Origin of the sequence: Paenibacillus sp. FSL W8-0426 (assembly GCF_037969725.1) — a bacterium.
GTDB classification, from domain to species: Bacteria; Bacillota; Bacilli; order Paenibacillales; family Paenibacillaceae; genus Paenibacillus; species Paenibacillus hubeiensis.
On the sequence record NZ_CP150203.1, the window covers coordinates 6,650,346 to 6,674,093 of the forward strand.

Here is a 23,748-nt window from a genome sequence, read left to right on the forward strand (position 1 = left end):
CGTCAGCCGATCGCATTTTGAACATGCGATTTCATGTACACGCCTTTTTTGTACACCGACTTGATCGTGAAATGCTCTCCCAGCTTCCGGTTCGTCCGGTAAATGAGCGAGTTGATCTCGTCGATCCCCACCGGATCGCTCTCGACGATGCTTCGCTCGGGCCATACTTGGCTGACGATCTGCTCCCGGGTCACAAAATGATCGAGCTGGCTGTACAGCAGCTTGAACAACTGGAATTCCTTTTTGGACAGCGGAATCTCCAGCGTGCCCACCTGCACCGTCTGCAAATGATCGTGTACCCGCACACCCTCGCCGAACAAATCCGCGATCCGGTATTCTCTCGTTTCCTCGATGTCGCTCTCGGCGCGAAGCTGGATGAGCCCATTCACGAGCGTGATGCTGTCCCCTTCAGCAAACGGATATTTCTCGAAAGGAACGAGCCTCTGCCCGTTCAGCTCGGTTCCGTTTTTACTGTCCAAATCCTCAATCCACAACTGATGCAGCCCATCGTAATGAATCCGGCAGTGCAATTTCGATATCAATTGATTGTATACGGATAGGTCCGATTCGCCGCTACCCGTGTATCGCCCCACCGTAATGGATCGGTTCTTGGCAACGTAAGCGAAAGAACCGTCGCTCTCCTGGCCGGGCGTGCGAATGACGATTTTGGCCGTCTCCCGCATGACTGATTCCCCCTTTGAATAGGGCTTTTCCTCTGCCTGGCTTGTCCAATGACAGCTTCATCAGATTTGTTCCATTGTTTGCACGCATTGCGATATTTATAGTGTATACAGGCACCCTTCAGGCCTTTTCCATTTTGGCATTCGCAAACTCAAGCATATCCACCAGAGAGGTACCCCAAATGAAAAAAAAGAACGTTTTGATCTATGTGCTGCTGGCATTTGCCTTGTCCATCACGTTAACGGTATTGTCCCACATGAACGGAGATGACGGTGAGTCGCTCCAAATCACTCCGGCTGCCGAAACGTCCTGGATCAAGTAACCCGTCCATCGGCGCATTGGCGTCAATCCAGCCCACATGCTTTCATTCCATTCTATTATAACGCGAAAAGCGCAAAAAGCGTTTCATTAATGTCATGGAGACGAAACAGGCCCCATCGACTGCCATACGGCAGCCAGGGGACCCGAATCATGTCACTCCGCCATTTCGTTTGATAACTTACGAGGCACGGCCTGCCTGAAGAAACTAAGGAGCAATTCCCCCGTCGCGATCAGACGGCCCCTGCGAAGCATCCCCATCAGGCTTTGCTTTGTTCGGCTGAGCCTCTTCCATTCGGCTCGACACTTTCTGATACAGGTAGGAAATGCCGAGCAATAACACTCCAAAGCTGAAATAGGCGATGATTTTGCTGCCTGCAGTCAACAGGCTAACATCATAGAACACCATTTTCCCGGTAGACAGCAAGGTTAACCCCAGTCCCAAACGGCGAATCATCACGTATCTTCTGCGGAAACCGTAGGCAATGTACAGAATAGCCAGCAGCAGGTAGACTAGGCTGAACAGCAGGCCCACATCCCCCCACTGGAATTGTACTGTCAAAAATACCGTAATGATGCCCAGCAAGTACACCCCGGCAATCACGGGATACCACTCTATGCTCTTGAACTGTCCGCGTATTCCCGATATCAGCAGATCCCTTCCTGCAAAGAAGACACCTGTATTGAAAATGATGAGCACGATCAATCCCACGATTTCCGCTGCCGTGTGGTGCTGCGTATCCGGCTGAAGCGCCGGCATCGTCAACGTCACCGCCAGGGCCATAAAGCAGCCTACAATGTGTAAAAAGTTCGTATAATACCGCACCCAGCGATCCTGCAGCAGCTTCACTTTGTTCAATCCGTAAGCAAGGGCAATCGTCAGGGCAGCCAACAGGATCAGCTTGTAGAACATGTATAACACGAACGACGCATCCACCGCACGCACATATAGCTCATTCGATTCGTACAGAACATAGAACCAAAGGTTTACAAGCGAGGCATATTTGAATGCAGCCAGCGCCCCGGCTTCGAAAGCGCCGTAGCGCCTTTTTTCCCGAGAGAACGCCCCACGATCTGCCAGCGCGTAATACACTGTGATCCATATCGCCCCCAGCGTGACGCACGAATATTTCAGCATGAAATAGGACCTGTCACTGATAATGAACTGTGCCAGTACGTCATAGTACACAAACGTAAAGATACACAGCAATGTCACGCCCCAACCGGCCCGTTCCACGGCTCTGAACCGTTTCAGATGCCCGAACGTCACGAGCAGGACACCTTCGATGAGCCAGCCCATGGACAACCATTTGGATCCAAACTGGAACGGAATGATCAGAATGGCAAAGGTTAACGAGGTCACGTAAAACAGCAGCGTAGTCTGTTTCTCTTGAACCATGCTGCGCTGCACGAATCGGGCCAGCCCGAAGTAAACGAGACAAAATACAAGTGCCAGCACACCATGAGCGTCTTCCCAGCCTTGCGCGCCGAAAAGCAGGTACAGCATCAGACAACTGATGCTCGTATTCAGGGCCAGCAAAGCAAAATCCCACCAGGTCAATTTCACCTTGTGTTTGAACGGGTAGGCCAGCGTGATGCCCAGATACAGGGCAAACGTCACGACGGAATAGCCCATGGCCATGATATGGCTTGGCGAGAGCCACAACAGAATCAGCATGCATGGCGTATTGAACAAAAAGCTGATGTAATGCACGACGGGCCACCGTTTACCGAACGATACCCATGCAATAATGCCGTTTAACAGCAGCAAATAAACCATCGCTGCATACACCGCGTTCCCGTGAAATCCGAAATAGCCCAAATACGAGAAAAACGGCAAATATCCGCCCACCAGGCCGAGCGAACAAATCGTTCTGGATTGGTACCTCAGCGATAGCAGCACTGCTGCGGCCGATACCAGCACGGATAGTCCAAGTGCTGGGTACAGCCCTATGATGCCCAACAGGAAATAGCTGTAGAAGATCGAACCAAACAGCACCGAAATACCTCCACCGAGCAAGCCCATGGCAAAGGTTTGCCGTTTGCGCCGGAACAACCACTCGCCGCCCCCAAGCATGAGCAGCCCAAGCAAAAAGAAGGCAGCCCCCTTCATGTGGTCGTTAAACCATGCGGCATACGAGTATCGGAATGCGGCCCCTACACCAAGGATGATGAGCAGGATGGCTACCTTGTTGATCCAGCTCAGCCCGATTCGCATCTCCATCCGATTTTGGCGAATCCGCCGCTGAATCGTTTCTTCGCTCAGTTCTTCCTCCGCCATATGCTCGTATCCCCGTACCATCTGCTGCCGTACCGCTTCCTCCCTTTCCAGCAACGTTTGCCTGCGCGCATCGATACGTCTCTTCACCTCTGCAGCGAGATAAGCGATTCGCTCCGTGAGTTCGCCCGCTTCTTCCTGCAGCTCCCGCTCCGCGTGATGATACAGCCCGTTTAATTGCGCCCTGGTTCGGTGTTCGTGAGCGTCCAGACGATCGCGGTGCACGGCCGTCCTGCCGTGAAAATACGTCTCCATCTTCTCACGGGATACCCGGATCAGATTGAGCTTCTCATCCAACATTTGCTCCGACAACGCCATCCGCAAGCGGGCGTTCTCTTCCTCCATGCTCCGCATTCTGGCTTCCAGTTGTTCTAACCTAAGCCTGTTGGCTTCATCCTTCTCCCTCAACTGTTCGTTTTGCAGAATCAAATCATCGGACTCATACTCCTGCAGCAGGGCGTTATACTCCCTTACCAGCTGCTTCTGTTGCTCATGGACGTGATGAAGCCGATCCTTAAATTCCTTCATGGACTTCCTCCATTGTTTGTCAAATAATGTTTTCCTTTATTTTACTATATCCATGTCAAAAAATGAGGTTTTAATGCTAACTTTCCATCCCATAGACATGGAGAGCCCACACCACTAATAGACGGATTATCATATAAAAAAGCATCAGCACTCCAGGTTTTTGAAATAACAAACGCCAGGAATATGCTGATGCTTACTTATTTAATCAATGTTGATTTATATAGAACTTATCTTTTCATTCAACAGCTTTAGTGAGCCGCTTTAGGGATAGGTTTTTTCAAGAATACCCCGTAGGATAGTGCACCCAAGAGCAGCAGACCTGCGCCTAGTAAAAATACATTATTAAAGCTGCCTGTCGTATCCAAAATGTATCCGGTTACAATCGGTGCAAGCGCAGCTCCCAGGAATCCGCCAAAGTTCTGGATCGCACCCAAGGAGGCTACTTGTTCACCAGGAGCAATGTCTGCGGCCAGCGTCCAAATCACGCCGGATGGCAGCTGCGAAGCAAAGTAACCCACGGATAACAATACGATGCTCACCACCGTACTATCGATGAACGGTATAGGTGCTACCGAAGCTGCGGCCAGAATGGCTCCGCCAACAATCGGAACCTTGCGTGAGGTGACAGCATTGACCCCTTTACGAATGAAAAAGTCCGAGATCAACCCGCCCAGCAGAACTCCGATAATTCCGGCTACGAACGGAATGGATGCAATCCAGCCGGTTTCTTTCAACGTAAAGCCCTGCTCCTTCTCCAGATAGCTCGGAAGCCATGTCAGGTATACCCAGATGGTAAACATAATACCAAAGTTTCCGACAATCATAAACCAGGTACTTTTATGTTTGAATAATGAACCCCAGTTTGCTTTGGGAGCTTCAACAGCGGCTTTGCCCTCTGTACCCGGGTTCTCGTCTGCAACAGCTTCCGGCCCTTTGATCATCTGCTTCTCGGCAAATGTCGGATCACGGTATACCTTGAGCCAGATCAGCATGATAATCAGACCAATGACGCCGACAAAAATGAACATACCTCTCCATGTCATGGTTAACATCAGAACAGTCAACAGCGGCGGTGCGATTGCGTTGGCGATCTGTGAACCGGTATTAATAATAGAAGTAGGCAGTCCCCGCTCACTTTTGGCAAACCAACGCTCGGTCACCTTCAGGCCGGAAGTGAAAAAAGGAGATTCGGATACACCAAGCAGCATCCGCATCGCGTATAACAGGGAATAGGTGTTGGTGAAAGCACTAAGTATGGTAGCAGTAGACCACAGTCCCGATGCCCATGCAAACATCTTTTTGGGGCCAAACTTGTCCACCAGCCAGCCGGCAGGCAAATTCGCCAATGCATAAGGCCATAGAAAGGCGGACAACAGCAAACCCATCTGAGTGGAAGACAGCCCGAATTCTGCTGCAATGGTTGTATTAGCAATGCTAAGGTTGGATCTGTCCAAATAATTTACAACTGCACCCAGCAGCAATAACAGAATAATTCCCCATCTCAAACCCACTTTCGGAGCTTGAGGTACCGAGGCAGGGGATGGCGATGTTTTTAACGTTGCCATTGAACTCACTCTCCTCAACTTATAAATATCAAATAACTTAAATTATATATAATGAATAAATATGGGAATAAAGGATTATAGCTAAGCCTTACTGCTCTCCAAAAATACGCAGCAGCCATTGAAGTATGCGTTTTCATAACAGTGTTAAAACTTTCGTTAATTCCAGCATTGCTTGCATTCCGTACCTATGCGTTCACAACGGTCAGCATGATTTCTGCCCTGATCGTTGTGAACCTCATTCGCACGGTAATGTATTTGCTTGAAGTTAATTAACGCGCGGCCGCTACTGCCTGCAGAAACTCTTCAGCCGCCTTCGTTACTCGCCCGTAATCACCGGAATCCTTGGCGGCTTTGGTGATATAACTACCCACACCAACACCAACACAACCGGCAGCGATCCATTCATGGACATTTTGCGGTGTTACTCCGCCAGTAGGGGCAATCGCGGCTTGAGGCAACGGCGCAGACATCGCTTTTACATATTGCGGCCCTACAGCTTCTGCCGGGAACAGCTTGACGATATCTGCACCTGCTTCAAGAGTCTCCACGATCTCCTTGGCCGTGAACGCACCACTGACCGTGACCGCCTGGTAACGATTAGCTATCTTGATCATGTCGGGATTAAGCTGAGGACTGACCAGCATCTCTGCCCCTGCCAATATGGCAGCTCGCGCCGTTTCACCATCCAAAATGGTACCTGCACCGATCAGAATACCTTTGGAACAATATTTTCGTGATAAAACCTTGATCACATCCAAAGCTCCCGGCACACTCATCGTAATTTCCAGTGCCCGAATGCCTCCTGCAATTGCCGCCTCTGCAACAGATAGCGCTTCTTCCTCATTGTCCGATCGAATGATCAGTACAATTCCGGTTTCGGCAATTGTGTTCATATTCTTCAGCTTTCGCCACATATCTGTGCCCTCCTCATTCCATATGTCTATTGGTAATACCATGTGTATATTGGGTTTTGGGTTCGCTTCGACCTACTCTTGTGTTCGCGGATATAACCGATCACCGCTGTAACCCAGTTGAGCTGAAAGCTTCCATGCCGCTTCTTTGACCAGCTTTACAATGTTTGCTTCACGTTCCGCGGTCATGGTGGAATACATGCTGGCCACACTGATTGCAGCTACAGGTTCGTCCCACTGATCATAGACAGCAGAGCCAATGCAATACATCTCAAGATGATCCTCCCGGTCATCGATAGAATAACCACGCTCGCGAATCTCCTGCATGTCCTGCAAAATATCGGGAATGGTTACTTTGGAGTAGGATGTACGCGAAGGGATCTCTCCTTCTCCCAAAATCTCCAAAACCTTGCTTGTCGGGAGGGCCGCAAGCAGCGCTTTGCCCAGACCCGTAGTATGCATATATCGGCGGGAGCCCAGCTTGGCTGTCGGCCGCATCACCGAATAACTCTCCGCTTTGTCCAGGTAGACAATCCGTCCCTTATCCTCAATGCCAAGAAAGGCCGTGCTGCCCGTCTGACGATTCAGCTCTTGAAGCAAAGGTCTGGCCATGTGAGGAACACCCATGTTGGACAAATAAGCCATGCCTGTCTCAAACACCGCTATACCTAGGCGGTATGTTTTGAGACGCGCATCATCCATTTCAATAAATCCTTTGTGCAGCAAGGTTTGCACCAATTCGAACCCGCTGCTTTTGGGCATGTTCATCTGTTTGCAAATTTCATTCAGTGTTAGCGGAGTACCACTCTTGGCAAATAAAACGAGTAAATCTGCAACACGCTCCGCAGATTTATTCATGCGAATATTGTCCATGTTATCTCCTTCAAATTCTTCGACGTCGAAGTTCGCATATGTGAACTTATTTCACATCACCGAACGATGCCCTCATTATAGATCAGCCCCTCGGAAAATTTCAACCGCTTTCTTAAAACTTTTTTTGTTTATCCTTTTTCCTCAAAAGGGATTGTATTTCCGAGAAAAACAGTATACTCTAGAAGCGAATGTTCACCAACGCGAATCAGGTTCGCATATACGAACCAAAAAAACACCCATGATCTAAATGGTCTGGGTATCTTTTTAGGGGGGAACCTCATGAAACCTGTTCTGATTTTTCTGATCGGCTCCGCTGGCTCGGGCAAATCCACGATCGGCAAAAAACTTGCCGCCGAGCACCATTTTTGTTATCTGGATAAAGATGTGGTGTGCAACACTTTCACAGGAAAGCTTCTGGAAGCACACGGCTACTCCCCTCACGAGCGCGACGGCAACACCTATTACCGGGATACTGTTATGGATCTGGAGTATGAAACGTTATTAAACGTGGCGAACGACAATCTGCAATTAGGCAGATCGGTCATTCTTGACGCGCCTTTTGTTGGATATTTTCATAAAAGCGATTACATTGATGGATTAATCTCCAAGTATGGCTGGGAAGAGGTTATTCCTGTCGTGTTACGAGTTGATGTGAATGCAGATGTTCTTCAGCAGCGGATCAGAAGCCGTGGCCTGGAGCGAGACAAGTGGAAACTGGAACACTGGGATACCTTTGTCCAAGGAATACAGGCGAATATATGTATGTGGGAAAATATTGATCTCATCGCCGTAGATAACAGCTCAGAGGATTTTGATCTGAGGCATCTGGCTTCTCAGCTGCCTTTATCTGTCGTGCCATCTTGATGTCATAACGAAAAAGTACACGGAACGCGTTAGGCTTCCGTGTACTTCCCTATTTTCATAATGTAAATAATGAAGAGCTTGTTGCTTCTTACGTTCTAGCTCTTATCCGTCGCGCCGGTTTCATCCGTTGATTCCGGTTCAATGACGGTTTCAGCATTCGGGTCCAACCAGCTGGCAATCATGCCTCTCGCATACTCCAGATCACTCTCCGACAGGTCATAGTACCATGTACCGCTTCGCATTGCCCCGTCGCCTTTCAGCATATAATTGCTGATGGCAGGAATGCTGTCCTTCATGTACAACATCTCGGCAAAATCGATGATAAAGTCCGAATTCATGTTGGTCGTAAAATTGCTTCCGGCAATTTTGATGACGTCCGGGATTTTGGTCAAATTTTTGACTTCAAGCGCACGATTCATGAATGCACTCAGAAATATGCGCTGCCGCATCGTCCGGTTGAAATCCGAATCCTCGCGATAACGGACGTACCCGAGCGCCTCTTCCCCGTTATAGATCGGTTTGTTCGCCGCCACAAATAACTTCTCGTGGGACTTTAACTTGTTTTCAATGTCTTTTTTGATCGGCAGCTCCACGCCACCTACGGCATCCACGATATCCTTGAGACCGTTGAAATTGATCGCGGCATAGAAATCGACCTTGTTTTGCAGCAGCTGCTCCACCGTGTCTATCGCCATTTTGGCTTCACCGTGGGCATATGCCGAGTTGATCTTCGATTTCACGTCCCGGCCGACGATTTCCGTATAAGAGTCTCGCGGAATGGATAACAACAATACCTTATTGTCTTCCGGGCGCACGACAGAATAAATGATGGTATCCGAACGGCTTGGTTCATTATCCCTCTGATCGATGCCTAAAAGCAGCAAGGAAAATGGGTCGGTATGTTTTACCACAGGCTCTTCTTCCGCATCTCCCACAGGTTTGAAGGACTCGTCCAGCACATCTTTAACGGTATCCGATGCGAACAGTTTAAACCCCAGCAGGACCAGATCTTTCCTAAACACGAATCCGAGGCCCCCCAATAAAATCAAAACGCTGAACGCGATCAGCAAGGGTTTCTTCCATGACTTCTTCGGTTTTTGCGGCTTCTTTTTGCGGTCCATCCGGCTTAGACTTGCGATACTGTTTTCCATCATATCTCCTTTGTATACGCGTTAATAGAATCATTTAACTACAATAGTAACGTGTTTTCAACAAAATAAGTTATAATCGGCTATACAACCGTTGACATAAAAAGGAGCGATACCCATGCAATATCGACGTCTCGGAAACAGCGGCCTGCGCGTATCGGCCATCGGGCTGGGCACCAATGCCTTCGGCAAACGGTCGGACGAGCAGACCTCCATTCGCATTATTCATGCCGCACTGGATCGCGGCATCAATTTCGTGGATACCGCCAACATCTATGCCGGAACCGAATCGGAACGCATCATCGGACTGGCGCTGGAAGGCCGCAGAGAGCAAACCGTGCTCGCGACCAAAGCGGGCTTGCCTCGGCATGACGGCCCCCATGGACGCGGCTCTTCCCGTCTCCACCTCCAGCAGGAGCTTGAACAAAGCCTGCGCCGCCTGAAAACCGATTATGTAGACCTCTACCAGATCCATACGTTTGATCCATATACGCCTTTGGATGAAACGCTGCGTACGCTGGACGACATGGTTACTTCCGGCAAAGTGCGCTACATCGGGGCTTCAAACTACGCGGCCTGGGAGCTGATGAAAGCTCTGGCCACGAGCGAATCGAAGGGATACGTACGCTATATTTCCACGCAAACCAGCTATTCGCTGGCAGACCGGACGCCGGAAGTGGAACTCGTTCCCCTTTGCCTGGATCAGGGCGTAGGCATTATTCCGTACTTCCCGCTGGCCGGCGGTATCCTGACCGGCAAATATAATTCCGAATCCGGCGTGCCGGTCGGTTCAAGGGCGGATACGGACCCTTCCTTTAACCGCTTTTTGCAGGAACGGAACATCACGCTCGGCCAGCAGGTCAGCGAAAAGGCCGCCGAATACGGATGCTCGCCAAGCGTCCTTTCCCTGGCCTGGCTGCTGAACCGCCCGGCCGTATCCACCGTCATCGTCGGGGCTACGCGTACCGAGCAGCTAGAGCATAACCTGAGCAGCCTGGAATTGGAACTCACCGATGAAATGATGGACGGGCTGGATCAACTCAGCCAGTCTTTCCGCCATGGCGAACCGTTCGCGACCTATCGCATCGATGGATGACACTTGGCAACCCGAAAAACCCCTTCTGGCTCATTTCAGGCCAGAAGGGGTTCTTCACTATAAGGAAACCCGGACATGCAACCACGCGTCATTAATGATTGAGCCGATCAGTTATTCGGAGGATTCGGTGAACGATGAATGATTGATGAATTGCTGCAACGTTTTCATGAACTCTTCCCTGCGCTCGCCCACCCGACCAAAAAATTCCCGATCCGCGGCCTCTACGACCTGAATTGCCTCAAGCGCCAGCTTCGCTCCCGCCTCTGTCGTGTGAATAATGTTGGCACGCGTATCGGTATGGTGGCGTGACCGCGTGATCAGCCCTCTTTTTTCAAGCGTACGCAGTACTTGCGAGGTTACGTTAACATCCACATTGGCAAATTGGGCAATCTGAACCTGAGTGACTCCCTTTTCTTCGTGATCCCGTTCATTGAGCCATGAAACGGCATGCAGCAATACAAATTGGGGCTGCGTCAGGTTCATGGGCTCCAGCACCCTGCGAATTTCCTTTTGCCACATCGTCGTCACTTGCCACAGCAGGTGTCCGGGACTTTCTTGTGCATTTTTAAACTGTGAGCCTGTCATCTCATCTTCCTCCATCATTGATACTTGGGGCCTGACCGCCATCGCTGTTCGCGTATCAAAACATCACCATGAAAACATGCTTTCAGCATCATTTGTGCCATCCTTCGACACATAGACTAGGGCGCAGAAGCCTTGGCGATTGGATCCGGGTCCATGTAGTGTAATAACGCCTGGATATTGAAATCCGTTGCAAACCGTATGCGTATTCATCATTTCCTAACGCGAAGGAATGAACTGCTTCACCCATTGCCCGAATCCTTGAGGGTTTCGGCTCTGGATCAGGACGATACCTTCTCCGCGGAATCGGCATACAAGGCCTTCCCCGCTGGTTACGCTGGAGAACCACCCTTGCGAAGCTTTTTCAATCCGGTAGTCCATGTACTGGGGCCACGCCACCAAATGGGCATTGTCCACGATCACTTCCTCACCCGCCGCCAATGGAAGGGCATGAATGGCCCCGTATGACGACAGAAATACCGTGCCCCGGCCGCTGATCTCGACGATAAAGAAGCCCTCGCCCGAAAATAGCCCCTTTTTCAGGTTTTGCATCTTGCTGTGGACTTGAATGCCCTCCGTGCCTGCGAGAAAGCCGTCTTTCTGCACATATAGGGAATACGAGCCGTCCAGTTCGACCGCTTCCACGCTTCCTATGCTGGAGGGCGAAAGCAAAATTTCGGCGGGACCGCCGACTGCAGTTAATTCCTGAAAGAAAAACTTCTCTCCGCTAAGCATCCGGCCAAAACCGGCGAGCATGCCGCCTTCCGCAGAACCTTTCAATTCGACCGTCGGCGTCATGGATACCATAGCGCCGCTTTCCGCCTTGAATCGTTCCCCGCGCTGCAGACGAACGCGAAGCATCGCAAACGCACCCTCATGCAAAATTTCGTAATTCATCGTTCCTCAGCTCCTTGGATGAAATGCATTAGAATCGGTTCCAACAATCATATAACGTCGGTGGAATAAGTACCGAAAGAATAATTCATAATAGCATCTGCAGGGAACAAAAATCCACTGAACGAAAACCTGCGGTCTGTACCCTAGTCTCTTCCAATGTTATATAAACTTTAATTTCGTATTTTACTATATTATAATATATTGAGTCCAATTCAATCTATATAGATTCAATCGGATCATATTTAAATTATTCATCCATATCCCTTTGTTTAGGGTTGGATATATCAATCCAGAGGAGGTCATTCCATGACAGCACAACATCTACAATCGACGGTAACCTTACATAATGGCGTTCGTATGCCTTGGTTCGGCCTGGGCGTATTTCAGGTAAACGAGGGCTCCGAATTGATTGCAGCGGTCAAAAAGGCCATCGAGCACGGCTACCGCAGCGTGGATACGGCCGCCATCTATGGCAACGAAGCCGGCGTCGGCCAGGCGATTGCCGAAGCGATGAAAGAATACAACGTGAAGCGTGAGGAATTATTCATTACGTCCAAAGTATGGACGGCTGATCTCGGATATGAGGAAACGCTCGCTGCCTTTGACGCAACCATGAGCAAGCTGGGGTTGGAATATCTGGATCTGTACCTGATCCACTGGCCAAAAGCTGGCAAATATAAAGGTGCCTGGAAAGCGATGGAGGAGCTGTACAAAGCCGGCCGCATCAAAGCCATCGGCGTCAGCAACTTCCAGATTCATCATTTGGAGGACTTGCTGCAGGATGCGGAAATCAAACCGATGGTCAATCAGGTCGAATACCATCCCCGACTGACCCAGGTAGAACTCAAAGCCTTCTGCGACCAACACGGCATTCAGCTTGAGGCCTGGTCCCCGCTCATGCAGGGACAACTGCTGGATAACCCGGTCCTGACCGAGATTGCGGCCGCCAAAGGAAAAAGCGTGGCCCAGATCATTCTGCGCTGGGATCTGCAAAACGGCGTCGTCACCATTCCGAAGTCCACCAAGGAACACCGCATTATCGAAAATGCGTCCATCTTCGACTTCGAATTGACGAAGGAAGAAATGGATCGCATCTCCGGGTTGAACGAAAATGTTCGCGTCGGTCCCGACCCGGATAACTTCAACTTCTAAACCACGACAGATGTTGTATCCGAGCTAATCAATCACACCAAGCAGCTAGACCAAACAAGCCAATGGATTGCCCGCTTTTCGGGAAGTCCATTGGCTTGTTTGGCGCATCAACCCATATCGCAGTGAAAGAACCCGCACCCCGGCCTTCTGCATCCGTCGATAACCGAATTACCGAGCAAAGGGCCGCCAATGATCCTCTCCTGCCACAACCAAGGCATCTGCATATTCTGCCGCCTCTTCGTCGCTCAGCACTTTGGCCCAGGGCACACGCTCTCCGGCCTCGGCTGCTCCGGGTCCGCTGCTTTGATATTCGGCGTAGAGCACGGTAGACTCGGCCTCGCTTTTGTTCCAATTATGCCATCCTTCACGCCTTAGATGCGGGCCCATCCAGCAGTGAAGAAAACATGTTTTGGCATCGTTGCGCCATGGCCGACCCAAATAAACGGATCGGGGCGGAGCGTCGCCGGTAAGGCGGCAATTGCTGAACACATAGCCGTACCGGACTCCCTCCGGCGTGGAAGCCGCCGTGATCCAACCGTTCACTTCCCCCTGCGGCATCTCTTGGCCCGAAAACCTGTTCTTGGAGAAGATTTCACACCCTTGAAACAACGCCGTCGCCGAACCGAAAATGAAATCAACGTCCCCTTCGATGTAACAATCCTCGTAATATTGACGAAGCTTGCGCCGCTCCAGCCCATCGCGAGGTCCGCCGAAAAAACTGCGATCCATCGGCTGCTCCGGCAGCGGTCCGGTAAAGAGCGTATCCTGATGTCCGATGAAATGACAGCGCCTGAACGCGGCCCGGTCTCCATCGACGTAAGCGGCGATGGCCTGACCGACCTGCTTGCCCGGGCCAGCCGCGTTCACGAACGAAATGCCTTCTGCGATAAAATCGTCCGCGGCAATCAAAACGGTATATGAATGGAACGTATGGTAGAGCTCGCCGTTCGGAAAACGTTTAAGCGCATAGTCATCATAAGTAATGACCGTGTTATCCGCCCCTTCGCCGACAAGGCGAACGCCCTCCCTGTCGATGGTCAGCTTCTCTTTGTACACCCCGGCTCTAATGGATATGACCGCCTCCCCGGAAACATCGGCCGGAATGGCATTTAACGCCGACTGAATAGTGCGATAATCTCCGCTTCCGTCCATGGCCACCGTGCAGCGGTATGCCGTCTTCCCTGATCCGTCCATCGGCTGAAACGTCGCCATCCGTTCATCCTCCTTCTTTCATTTCTATTCCATGTTCCTGAAAGTGAAGCCTCATCCCCGGCATGGCCCCACCGAGCTGCGATGGTACAGCCTGGGCTGGATCACGACCGGAACATCCACCTCTTCGTCCCGGATCAACGCTACGATTAACTCCGCCGCTTGCACGGCCAGTTCATCCAGCGGAGGGCCGATCGTGGTCAGCGCCACTTCCGCATACTGCATGTCCGGCAGATCGTCATAACCAATAAGAGAAACGTCCCCCGGAACGCTATAGCCCGCTTCGAGCAGCGCGCGCAGCGCCCCCCGAGTCACCAGGTTGTTCAGACCGATGAAAGCCGTTGGCGAATTCGAATCGAACGCATGCTTGCGGATCGCAAAGTACCCGTCTTCCCAGGAAGAGTGGGCTGGCAGCACATGGCCCGGATTGAACGCCAGACCGGTGCGCTGCATGGCCTCGCGATACCCCTCCAGCTTGATATGCTGGGAGTTTCCGATAAATCCGATGCGCTGGTGCCCCAATCCCTTCAAATGTTCCACCGCGCGGAAAATGCCCTCTTTGCGATCAATTTTAATGTAGGGGGAATTGGGGGTCTCATCCGTGCCCAGCACGAAGCAAGGCATGTTCAGGGAAGCAAAACCTTTCCAGAACGTCTCCCGGTTGTTCAGTGCAAAATCCCACAGAATGCATCCATCCACACGAAGCTGGCTGAAGATGTCCAGACCGTCGTCGGCTACGACGAGAATCATCTGATACCCCCGCTTTTTCAGTTCCGCATGCAGATTCCCCGAGATTGTAGAGAACAAAGGATTGCTAAGTTCGTCCAATACAAAGCCGATAATGCTGCTCCTGCCTGTCGAAAGCTGGCTCGCAAGCATGTTTTTGCGGTAATGATGCTTCTCCGCGATAGCGAGCACTTTCTGTCTCGTCTCATGTTTGATGCGGGGGTCGCCATTCAGCGCCTTGGATACGGTGCTGTAGCTCACCCCCGCCAATTTGGCAATGTCCTTAATTGTTATCAAACGTCCTACACCTCAAAAGGGTTATTTTTGTGCGGCCATGTAGCGGTCATATTGGGCCTGCCTTCCGGCAATGACCTGCTCGACGTTCATGTTTTTCAACGTTTCGATGTAACTGTCGAACTGATCCAGCCCCAGCTCACCGCTGATGAATTTGAAATTCATCTCTTGTACATACGTGGTAATGTCAGGCATGGTTGTGCTTTCAATTGAGGCTTCGTCCGGCAGCGCGTACACAAACGGGAACGGTTCATGCACGTACTTCTCCAGTTCTTTGTCCAAGCTGGAGTGCCACTCCGGCACAACCGCATCGGCTGAGTCGGTGGACTGAATGTTCGGCAGATTCACCGGACCGATGCCCAGCTTCTGAATGTATTCGTTGTCCTTGCCTTTGTCCGTGAATTTCTTCTCGCCATTCTCTTCCGTATACGTGTCGTCTTTGATGCCCCATGTATACATGGTCTGGGCTTCCTCGCTGACTCCGTAATCGAGGAATTTGAAGGCGAGATCCGGATTTTTGCTGTTTTTCGAAATGCCGAAGATGCCGCTCACCGGCGTGCGTCCAATGTAGAACTGATCTCCGTGCGGTCCCTTCAGCGGCGCGATGCCTTTGAATACAGGCTCTTTGGGATCATAATCCTTGAACAGCGGGCTGTATACCATCGACTGGTACCAACTGAAGTTGAACGTCACCCCGGTCACGTCCTGCGAAATGCGGGAAGTCACCTGATCGCCCGTCGTGCTGGCATAATCAACCGTCAGCAGTCCTTCTTTATAAAGACCGTTCAGATACGCCAAATACTCCTTGTATGCCGGCTCGTAATAGCTGAAATGCACCTTGCCTTGATCATCGGCATAGAAGTTGTTGGACAGATCCAGACCAAAGGCCGGCCCAAACGCCATCGGAATAAACTTGGATTCCATGGAAAGCGGAATTTCATCGGCTTTGCCGTTTCCATTCGGGTCCCCAGCCTTGAACGCGCGCAGCATGGCGGTAAATTCGTCCAACGTCGTTGGCTCCTGCAGATTCAGCTTGCCCAGCCACCGCTGGTTGATCATGAATAATGGCATATAGTTCCGGGTCAGCGTTTGCTGCGGCACATAATACATTTTACCATCCGGCGTGGTCAGACTTGCCTTAATGGACGGTGATTTTTCATAAATTTTCTTCAAATTGACGCCGTATTTCTCGTACAGCTCATCCAGCGGGAGAAAAAGGCCGCTATTGATATACTTCATTAATTGGTCCTGATCCGGCAAATAAACGATATCCGGCAGGTCCGATCCGGCCGCCAGCCGCGGGCTGACCGCGTCGGCGTAGTTTTGCGGCGGAATGAGGTCCCAATCGACCGTGACGCCGGCATTTCCTTCGATCTTTTTGACGATTTCAGCTGTGGAAAGGTCCACGTTCGTTGTCCAGGCATTGGTCGCCAGAATCGACAGCCTGGCATCCGGCGTGTCGGTCACCGGGCCGGCTCCCGTGTAGTTATAGCTCGACTCTGCTTCCGCCGAAGCTCCTCCATCAGCGCTTCCTCCCGTCCCCCCGCTGCTGCAGCCTGCCAAACTGATCGCCAGCCATGCAAATAATGCGATTTTGCTTGCCCCTTTGAATTTCATCCGTCGACTCCTCCCTTTTCATGAACAACACATGATTAGATATGGCTTGCGGGTAAAGCTATCCTTTCACGGCTCCAAGGGTGATGCCCTTGACGAAATACCGTTGGATAAAAGGGTAGATCATGACGATGGGAACGATGCTGACCACAATGGATACATAACGCACTTGGATGGTGGATACCGCCAGTGCATTGCTGGTCATCGCGCCGCCCATTTTCTGCATGACCTCGGGGGAGGCCATGACAAGCACCCTGCGCAGAAACATCTGGAGCGGCTGCATATCCTGTTTCCCCAAATAAAGCAATGCGGTAAAAAAATTGTTCCAGTGAAACACGGCATAATACAGTGCCAGCACGGCCAACGTAGGCTTGATGATGGGCACGGCCAGCCGGTACAGCATCGTAATCTCATTGGCCCCGTCAATACTCGCGCTTTCGAATATTTCATTCGGAATGCCTTCCAGTGCGGAGCGGCAGATCATAACGTTAAACGTAATGACCAACACGGGCAGTACCATCACCCAACGGGTGTTATACAGGCCCAGCGAGTTAATCAGCATGTATGCCGGAATCAGGCCACCGGAGAAATACATCGTGAATGCGATGAAAAAGTTAAGTTTCCTGCGCAGAAAAAATTGCGGCCGGGATAACGGAAATGCAGCCAGACATGTGGCCACTACATTAAGCAGCGTGCCCACCACGGTATACCAGACCGTATTGTAGAAGGACACCCACAGTTCACGGTATTGCAGCACCATCTTGTATCCGGACAGCGTAAATTCAACGGGGAACAGAAACACCTTCTGTTTGTCGATGGCATCGACGGAACTGAACGAAATGCTGATCACATATAGAAAAGGATACAGGGTGACCACCACGGCAAGAATGGTCAAAATGTGAACCAGAACGTAAAATAACCGGTCGCTTGCGGAAATCTTCATGTTTCGCCTCCTTTGAAGTTAGAAGCTGCGACGAAATCAAGTACCGCTAAGTTTCTCGCAGCTTCTTAATGATGGGCTTACCATAAGGACATCTTGGTCAATCGTCGCGTCAGCGTATTGGCTGCCAGGACGAGAATAAACGTCACGATGGAGTTGAAGAGGCCGACGGCGGTCGCAAATCCGTAGTTTTGTCCGATAATTCCCATACGGTAAACATAAGTGGAGAGAACATCAGCGGTATCGTATGTAGCGGGATTGTAGAGCAGGTACACCTTTTCGAAGCCTACATTCATGATGCCGCCCAACGACAGCAATAACAGGATCACAATCGTGGGTTTGATGCTCGGCAGCGTCAGGTGCCACAGCTCCTGAAATTTGTTGACACCGTCGATTTTGCCGGAATCGTACATTTCGGAGTCGATGCCCATGATGGCAGCGATATAGATAATCGAGCTGAAGCCGAAGCTCTGCCAGATGTCCGAGCTGGTGAAAATGGTACGGAACCACCCCGGCTCCATCATGAAATTGACGGGATCCATGCCAAGCTTCATGATCAGCGTGTTGACGATGCCATCGGTCGGAGAGAGAAAGTTGATGATCATGCCGGCGACAACCACGGTCGAGATGAAATGGGGAAGATACGTCACGGTCTGCGCGAAACGTTTGAACACCCGGTTTTTGATTTCTACAATGCAAATCGCGAACAGGATCGGAATCGAAAACCCGAAGAGAAGCGGAAGGAATGCAAGCAGGAACGTATTCCGCAGCAGCCTCCAGAAATAGATGGAATGCACGAATTGATCAAACCACTTCAGACCCACCCATTCTCCGCTGAACACGCCCTGACCCGGCATAAAATTCCGGAAGGCCAGCAGAACCCCGGGCATTGGAACATACATAAACACGACGTAATACAGAAAGATGGGCGAGAACATCAGCAGCAGGTATTTGTCGCGCCGCATCAGCTTGAACAGCGCCTCCCACCGTCTTTTCACCTTGAATCAGCTCCTTCTCTTCATAAATTACAACGTTTGAAATTTCGAACAAATTTATAGATAAACCAGATGGAATATCTCATAATTAAATAGGATACGTACAAAAATTTATGCTGGATGTTTATAATTACAACGTTGTAATTTTGCCTTAAATGAATACGCTTACATAACATTTTACCCATCATAGCAGAGCCTCCACAATTTAGCAATAAACAAATCCGTCGGAAGCCACTATTTTTTTGTACAACTAGCCCCTTCAAATCACAAAAAACGTAATGCCTTACGCTCCTTCTACAGAGCAGGCATTACGTCTGACGCCGGTATTCGGTGGGTGTTAAACCCTTGAGCCGCAGAAAGGCCCGATAAAATTGGTCGATGCTTGAGAATCCGCACTGCGCACAAATATCCGTCACTTTTGCCTGCGTTCGGCGCAATAACATCGAAGCCTGTTCCACCCGCAGCCTCAACACATATTGATGCGGGGTCGATCCGGTCATCGCTTTGAACGAACGCATGAAATGATACCTGCTCTGATGCGCAACGGCAGCCATCGAATCAATGTTCATTGCACCGGATGTATAACTGTCGTGAATATATTCAAGCACCCGGGTCAAATGTGTGTCTGCGGTCCCCAGGAAAAAACCGTCCACTCGCGCAGGCTTAGCCGAAAGCAATCCTTCTTCCCGGGGGGAATGCTCCCGCCCCTTCAACAAACCGTCCAGATACCTTTGCACCTTGAATTCAAGCTCCTGCATTTGAAGCGGTTCCGGTGCATCCTCCAGCAGAATGGCGCTACAGCTTCTGAACAACGTGTTGATCTCCCGCGTATCGAATACATGCAGGCTCTTCACCTCCTGCTGCCGATGTTCCCGTTCTCCATCCTTCCCACCGGCCACAGGAAGGCTGCGAAATTTGATGACGATAACGCTCGTATCCGAATCCATCTGAAAAAAGTGCTCGGTTTGGGGATGCGCCACAATGGCCTTTCCGGCAGCGAGTTGATAGGCACGGCGTTCCTGAACGAAATCGCATATTCCGCTCACGGGCATCGTGACCTGATACCAGTCGTCATGGACATGCGGTTCATTGGCAAAACGGCCCGAAGCTTTCCATAGTTCCAGATCGTTCATCATTATGTTCAATTCCATATTGTTCTCACCTGCTGACATTATAGCAAAAAGTGCGTACTTTCCCAGCACTTTTCGCAAAGACAAACCGTTTGCGATCTTCTATGATGAGTAGAAAAATCTTCGAGGTGATTTCCATGGCCCAGACGGCCTACATGAAATTGCAAGTGAACCACGCCGCAAACTGGGCACTGGCCGGCGTAAGCTTCGCTCATCTGCTCAACGACGCGATGCAGACGGTCGTTCCGGCATCGTTCCCGCTCTTCCAGCAAACGCTGCAGCTGAGCTTTGCGCAAATGGGATGGATCGCGTTTATGCTGAACATTACCGCATCCGTTCTGCAGCCGTTGATCGGCTATATGTCGGATCGCAAACCGATGCCGATTCTGCTGCCTGGGGGCATGCTCTGCTCGCTGCTCGGCATGCTGGGATTCGCGCTATCCACCGAACTGTGGATGCTGCTTGTGTCGGCAGCCCTGCTGGGCGTAGGCTCTTCCGTGCTCCATCCGGAATCTTCCCGTGTTGCGCACATGGCTGCAGGCAAAGGACGTGGGCTGGCCCAGTCGATTTTTCAGGTTGGAGGCAATACCGGGCAAGCTTTGGCGCCACTGGTCGTTGCTTACCTGATCCTGCCGCGCGGGCAGCACAGCTTCCTGTGGCTTATTGGTCTGGCCCTGGCGGGCATGCTGATTCAGACCTATGTCAGCCGGTGGTACAAAGACAGGCTGGCCCTGCAGCAGGCGAGCTCGGAAGCGAAGCGGTCACTTAAGCGTCAGGAACAGGCCGGAGGCTCAGCAGTATACAGCAAAACGTTCATTGCCTTTACGCTGGGCATTCTGATCCTGCTTCTCTTCTCCAAGTTCGTCTATTTGGCAGGAATGACGGGATATTATTCGTTTTATTATGCCGACCATTACGGCTTATCGTTGTCCCAGGCGCAGATTTGCCTGTTTATCCTTCAATTTGCGGGCATGGTCGGCACCCTGATTGGCGGTCCTTTGGCCGACCGATTCGGACGTAAGCCGATGATCTGGTTTTCCATTGCAGGCACGGCCCCTTTCTCGATCCTGCTCCCTTATGCAGGTCCGATCTGGGCCATGGTGCTTTGCGCATGCATCGGCATCATCCTGATGTCCGGATTTAGCGTAATTATCGTCTATGCGCAAGAGCTGCTGCCAAATCACATCGGTACGGTATCCGGCCTGTTTTTTGGACTTTCCTTCGGCATGGCGGGACTGGGGTCCGTCGTGCTGGGCTCCCTGATGGATGCCACCAGCGTCGCTTGGGTCATCCAGTTGTGTTCTTTCCTGCCGCTGCTGGGCGTGTTCGCCATCTTTCTGCCCAAAGGAAAGCAGGCAGCCGCCTGATTGCGGTTGAACAATGGCGAGCATTCGGTCTACAATGTACAAAAGCTGACATATAAGCATGAATCGCAAAGACGGCATTTTCAGGAAAACGAGGAATAGGTCAATGGAAAGAAGGGTAACTGACATGATGATTGATGTGCAGCATGTAACGTGGAAAAGAGGGCCGCTCACCTTGCTGAACGATGTGACCTGGCAGGTGGGCGATGGCGAGCACTGGGCCCTGCTTGGCCTGAACGGGTCGGGCAAAACAACGCTCCTCAACATGATTACCGGTTATTTGTGGCCGACCGAAGGCAGCATCTCGGTGCTGGGGCACACGTATGGAGACGTCGACTTGCGTCAACTACGAAAGTCCATCGGCTGGGTCAGCTCCTCCCTGCAGGAGAAGCTGTACGGAACGGATCGTACGCAATACGTCGTGATCAGCGGCAAACACGCCACGATTGGACTGTACGACAAGTTGGATGATAACGACCTCGATCAAGCCAGACATTGGATGAATATGCTCGGCTGCGGGCACCTCTGGGACCGCGAATACCGCACCTGTTCGCAGGGAGAGAAGCAGAAGCTGCTCATCGCCCGCGCGCTGATGGCCAATCCGCGCATTCTGATTCTCGACGAGCCGTGCAACGGCCTCGATCTGTTCTCCAGGGAACAGCTGTTGAACAGCATCAGTGCATTGGCTGCCAGGGAAGATACGCCTTCGCTTATTTATGTCACCCATCACACCGAAGAGATTCTGCCGGCTTTCCGGCACAGCCTGCTGCTGCGCAGGGGCGAGGTGGTCGAGCGCGGACTCACCAAAGACCTGATGAACGTGGATGTGCTGACCCGTTTTTTCGAAGCCCCGGTAGAGGTCGACTGGCACGGTGAACGCGTGTATGTGCGTGCCGCGCAGTCATCATAACTCAAGCCATTTATCCATACGATGTGTACAACCTGTGCAGAAACGCCTTTGTCATGCCCCGAATGATTTATCCACATGTGGATAGATATCGGGGCTGTTCCCTTTCAACGGTTATCCCCACAAATTGTGCATACCTCTCCCGTAAATGTGCAAAACGTCGCGCAGTATGCCACGCCTAACGCAAAAAGACCGTCTCCGAAACCAACCGGAAAACAGTCCTTTACGTTTAACAAGCGACATCAGCCAAAGCGCTGGGTTTTGTACCACTTTGTTTCCCTGCGGAGAATTTTGTCCCCGATCAGGGAGATAAATGCCTTCACGGAAATGATCAGGAATAACTGGGCATACGTGAAGTAGGATATGCATGCCACGATAAAATTCCGTGTGTTCAACTGCCCGATATCGGCCGAAAGCGCCAGCGTGATTTGCAGAACATAAATGTAATACATGAGTGCCCAGGCAATCACGAGGTATACGTACACGTCTCCGGCAAACTGGAACGGCGAGACGACATCAGGATTGAATAACGCAACAATCTGATAAATGATGTTGGATACGAAAATGATGTCCGATACGAGAATGGCGATCATGAACCAAAAATAGCTTGCCGCATAATAAAGCACATGCAGCTTGATTCTCCAACTGGTACGGTCAAACAGGTGTTTCACATTATCGATGACCACCTGGTAGTTGCCTTTGGACCAACGCTGTCTCTGTTTCATGTAAACCTGCAACTGCTCCGGCTCCTGCTGATAAGCCTCGGCACGCGGAGCCAGCGCGATAAGCTGCCCACGCGTGAGCACATCGAAGGAAACCGCCGTATCCTCCGTAATCGCGTCCGGGTCCCAGCCTCCGATTTCCCTGATCAACTGGGATTTGATGATATAGTTGGTTCCGGGAATCGTACCCAGCTTGAACAGTTCCCACAATCCGGTATGGTGGACGCGCTGCACGGTCACAAGCTCGAGATTGATACAATGGGAGAGAAAGTTCTGTCCACGATTGCGGGCTTTGTTCCGGCCAAAAACAGCGCCGTGCTTCTCCGGGTTTTCAAGCGCTTTTTGCACCAGAAATAACAATGCGTTGCGTTCAGGCGCGGCATCGGCATCATATACGCAAATCCATTCGCCCGTGGACATTTGAAGAGCGTCATTCAACGCTCCGGATTTGCCGCCCGCGCCGGTTCGCTCAAGAATCGTGAAATCCCGCTCGGCATAGCTCGTATTGGCCTTCAGTTTTTTCAAGCGTTCGGCCGTATCGTCCGTGCAGTTGTCAGCAATGACAATGACCTGCACCTTATGCTCAGGATAATTCAAACGTAGAATATGCTCCACGGTAGACACAATGACAAGCCCTTCGTTATGGGCGGGCACCAACACCGACACCGTTGGAAAGTGATCCATATTCACGGGAATTTCGATGGGTTGCTTTTCCTGGCGATGAATGAATCGAATGGCCCCGGCCATGATGATAATGGCTTCGGTCACGGAGATCCAGATGCTGAGAATGGACAGCAATAACACGGTATCAGCCATTCATTCTCCTCCGATCATATTTTCTGTTGATCCGTTCCCGGAAACGCAGCGTAGCCACGGTCAGTATAAGGATCGAGATGATAAAAAAACTGCTTACCGCAATGCAAAGCGGGATAAACCAGGATACATAATCCATGG

Annotated in this window: 22 protein-coding genes; 6 read left to right on the forward strand and 16 right to left on the reverse strand. The window is 51.1% G+C overall.

Annotated elements, in window-relative coordinates; translation table 11 throughout:
* Positions 1 to 2: 2 nt before the first annotated feature.
* Positions 3 to 683, reverse strand: coding sequence for an FHA domain-containing protein (locus MKY59_RS30045; protein WP_236413410.1), 681 nt, complete (start codon positions 681 to 683; stop codon positions 3 to 5).
* Positions 684 to 862: 179 nt separating this feature from the next.
* On the opposite strand from MKY59_RS30045, the gene MKY59_RS30050 reads away from it, so the two are divergent.
* Positions 863 to 1,003, forward strand: a complete 141-nt coding sequence (locus MKY59_RS30050; protein WP_236413411.1) for a hypothetical protein — start codon at positions 863 to 865, stop codon at positions 1,001 to 1,003.
* A 204-nt stretch (positions 1,004 to 1,207) separates the two neighbouring features.
* Here the strand turns inward: MKY59_RS30050 and MKY59_RS30055 are convergent, their stop codons facing one another.
* The 4 genes from MKY59_RS30055 to MKY59_RS30070 all read right to left on the reverse strand — a co-directional run bounded on the left by MKY59_RS30055 (position 1,208) and on the right by MKY59_RS30070 (position 7,154).
* On the reverse strand, positions 1,208 to 3,805 hold the full coding sequence (locus MKY59_RS30055; RefSeq protein ID WP_339275219.1) for a DUF2339 domain-containing protein: 2,598 nt from the start codon (positions 3,803 to 3,805) through the stop codon (positions 1,208 to 1,210).
* Between the two features lie 248 nt (positions 3,806 to 4,053).
* Positions 4,054 to 5,370, reverse strand: a complete 1,317-nt coding sequence (locus MKY59_RS30060) for an MFS transporter (RefSeq protein WP_236413413.1) — start codon at positions 5,368 to 5,370, stop codon at positions 4,054 to 4,056.
* 269 nt (positions 5,371 to 5,639) lie between these two features.
* The gene (locus tag MKY59_RS30065) at positions 5,640 to 6,284 is read right to left on the reverse strand and encodes a bifunctional 2-keto-4-hydroxyglutarate aldolase/2-keto-3-deoxy-6-phosphogluconate aldolase (protein ID WP_236413414.1); all 645 of its coding nucleotides are present in this window, start codon (positions 6,282 to 6,284) and stop codon (positions 5,640 to 5,642) included.
* Between the two features lie 72 nt (positions 6,285 to 6,356).
* Entirely contained in the window at positions 6,357 to 7,154 is a 798-nt protein-coding gene (locus MKY59_RS30070) for an IclR family transcriptional regulator (RefSeq protein ID WP_236413415.1), read from the reverse strand.
* 279 nt (positions 7,155 to 7,433) lie between these two features.
* On the opposite strand from MKY59_RS30070, the gene MKY59_RS30075 reads away from it, so the two are divergent.
* Entirely contained in the window at positions 7,434 to 8,018 is a 585-nt protein-coding gene (locus tag MKY59_RS30075; RefSeq protein WP_236413416.1) for an ATP-binding protein, read from the forward strand.
* A 95-nt stretch (positions 8,019 to 8,113) separates the two neighbouring features.
* Here MKY59_RS30075 and MKY59_RS30080 read toward each other — a convergent pair whose 3' ends face one another.
* Positions 8,114 to 9,169 (reverse strand): LCP family protein, encoded by a 1,056-nt coding sequence (locus tag MKY59_RS30080; RefSeq protein ID WP_236413742.1) that lies wholly within the window; start codon positions 9,167 to 9,169, stop codon positions 8,114 to 8,116.
* A gap of 115 nt (positions 9,170 to 9,284) precedes the next feature.
* Here MKY59_RS30080 and MKY59_RS30085 point away from each other — a divergent pair, with 115 nt between their 5' ends.
* Positions 9,285 to 10,262 carry an aldo/keto reductase gene (locus tag MKY59_RS30085; protein ID WP_236413417.1) on the forward strand — a complete coding sequence of 326 codons (978 nt, stop codon included), beginning with the start codon at positions 9,285 to 9,287 and terminating at the stop codon, positions 10,260 to 10,262.
* 111 nt (positions 10,263 to 10,373) lie between these two features.
* Here MKY59_RS30085 and MKY59_RS30090 read toward each other — a convergent pair whose 3' ends face one another.
* Positions 10,374 to 10,847: a MarR family transcriptional regulator gene (locus tag MKY59_RS30090; RefSeq protein ID WP_236413419.1), complete on the reverse strand. Its 474-nt coding sequence runs from the start codon at positions 10,845 to 10,847 to the stop codon at positions 10,374 to 10,376.
* Between the two features lie 216 nt (positions 10,848 to 11,063).
* Positions 11,064 to 11,741, reverse strand: coding sequence for a TIGR00266 family protein (locus MKY59_RS30095; RefSeq protein WP_236413421.1), 678 nt, complete (start codon positions 11,739 to 11,741; stop codon positions 11,064 to 11,066).
* A 306-nt stretch (positions 11,742 to 12,047) separates the two neighbouring features.
* On the opposite strand from MKY59_RS30095, the gene MKY59_RS30100 reads away from it, so the two are divergent.
* Positions 12,048 to 12,893, forward strand: a complete 846-nt coding sequence (locus MKY59_RS30100) for an aldo/keto reductase (RefSeq protein ID WP_236413423.1) — start codon at positions 12,048 to 12,050, stop codon at positions 12,891 to 12,893.
* Positions 12,894 to 13,061: 168 nt separating this feature from the next.
* Here the strand turns inward: MKY59_RS30100 and MKY59_RS30105 are convergent, their stop codons facing one another.
* The 6 genes from MKY59_RS30105 to MKY59_RS30130 form a co-directional block, all read right to left on the reverse strand.
* Entirely contained in the window at positions 13,062 to 14,105 is a 1,044-nt protein-coding gene (locus tag MKY59_RS30105) for a pectinesterase family protein (protein ID WP_236413425.1), read from the reverse strand.
* Between the two features lie 51 nt (positions 14,106 to 14,156).
* Positions 14,157 to 15,125 (reverse strand): LacI family DNA-binding transcriptional regulator, encoded by a 969-nt coding sequence (locus MKY59_RS30110; protein WP_236413426.1) that lies wholly within the window; start codon positions 15,123 to 15,125, stop codon positions 14,157 to 14,159.
* A 21-nt stretch (positions 15,126 to 15,146) separates the two neighbouring features.
* Positions 15,147 to 16,739, reverse strand: a complete 1,593-nt coding sequence (locus MKY59_RS30115) for an extracellular solute-binding protein (protein WP_236413427.1) — start codon at positions 16,737 to 16,739, stop codon at positions 15,147 to 15,149.
* A 58-nt stretch (positions 16,740 to 16,797) separates the two neighbouring features.
* The gene (locus tag MKY59_RS30120; RefSeq protein ID WP_339275224.1) at positions 16,798 to 17,679 is read right to left on the reverse strand and encodes a carbohydrate ABC transporter permease; all 882 of its coding nucleotides are present in this window, start codon (positions 17,677 to 17,679) and stop codon (positions 16,798 to 16,800) included.
* A gap of 77 nt (positions 17,680 to 17,756) precedes the next feature.
* Positions 17,757 to 18,674, reverse strand: a complete 918-nt coding sequence (locus MKY59_RS30125; RefSeq protein ID WP_236413429.1) for an ABC transporter permease subunit — start codon at positions 18,672 to 18,674, stop codon at positions 17,757 to 17,759.
* Positions 18,675 to 18,979: 305 nt separating this feature from the next.
* On the reverse strand, positions 18,980 to 19,822 hold the full coding sequence (locus MKY59_RS30130) for a helix-turn-helix domain-containing protein (protein WP_236413430.1): 843 nt from the start codon (positions 19,820 to 19,822) through the stop codon (positions 18,980 to 18,982).
* Positions 19,823 to 19,938: 116 nt separating this feature from the next.
* Here MKY59_RS30130 and MKY59_RS30135 point away from each other — a divergent pair, with 116 nt between their 5' ends.
* Together MKY59_RS30135 and MKY59_RS30140 are read left to right on the forward strand one after the other, a co-directional pair.
* Positions 19,939 to 21,168 (forward strand): MFS transporter, encoded by a 1,230-nt coding sequence (locus MKY59_RS30135; protein WP_236413432.1) that lies wholly within the window; start codon positions 19,939 to 19,941, stop codon positions 21,166 to 21,168.
* A 124-nt stretch (positions 21,169 to 21,292) separates the two neighbouring features.
* Positions 21,293 to 22,075, forward strand: coding sequence for an ABC transporter ATP-binding protein (locus MKY59_RS30140; RefSeq protein WP_236413434.1), 783 nt, complete (start codon positions 21,293 to 21,295; stop codon positions 22,073 to 22,075).
* Between the two features lie 239 nt (positions 22,076 to 22,314).
* Here the strand turns inward: MKY59_RS30140 and MKY59_RS30145 are convergent, their stop codons facing one another.
* Together MKY59_RS30145 and MKY59_RS30150 are read right to left on the reverse strand one after the other, a co-directional pair.
* On the reverse strand, positions 22,315 to 23,610 hold the full coding sequence (locus MKY59_RS30145; RefSeq protein ID WP_236413436.1) for a glycosyltransferase: 1,296 nt from the start codon (positions 23,608 to 23,610) through the stop codon (positions 22,315 to 22,317).
* Complete coding sequence (locus MKY59_RS30150; RefSeq protein WP_236413438.1) at positions 23,603 to 23,746, reverse strand: hypothetical protein; 144 nt, start codon at positions 23,744 to 23,746, stop codon at positions 23,603 to 23,605. Before MKY59_RS30150 ends, MKY59_RS30145 begins: the two co-directional genes overlap by 8 nt.
* Positions 23,747 to 23,748 lie beyond the last annotated feature (2 nt).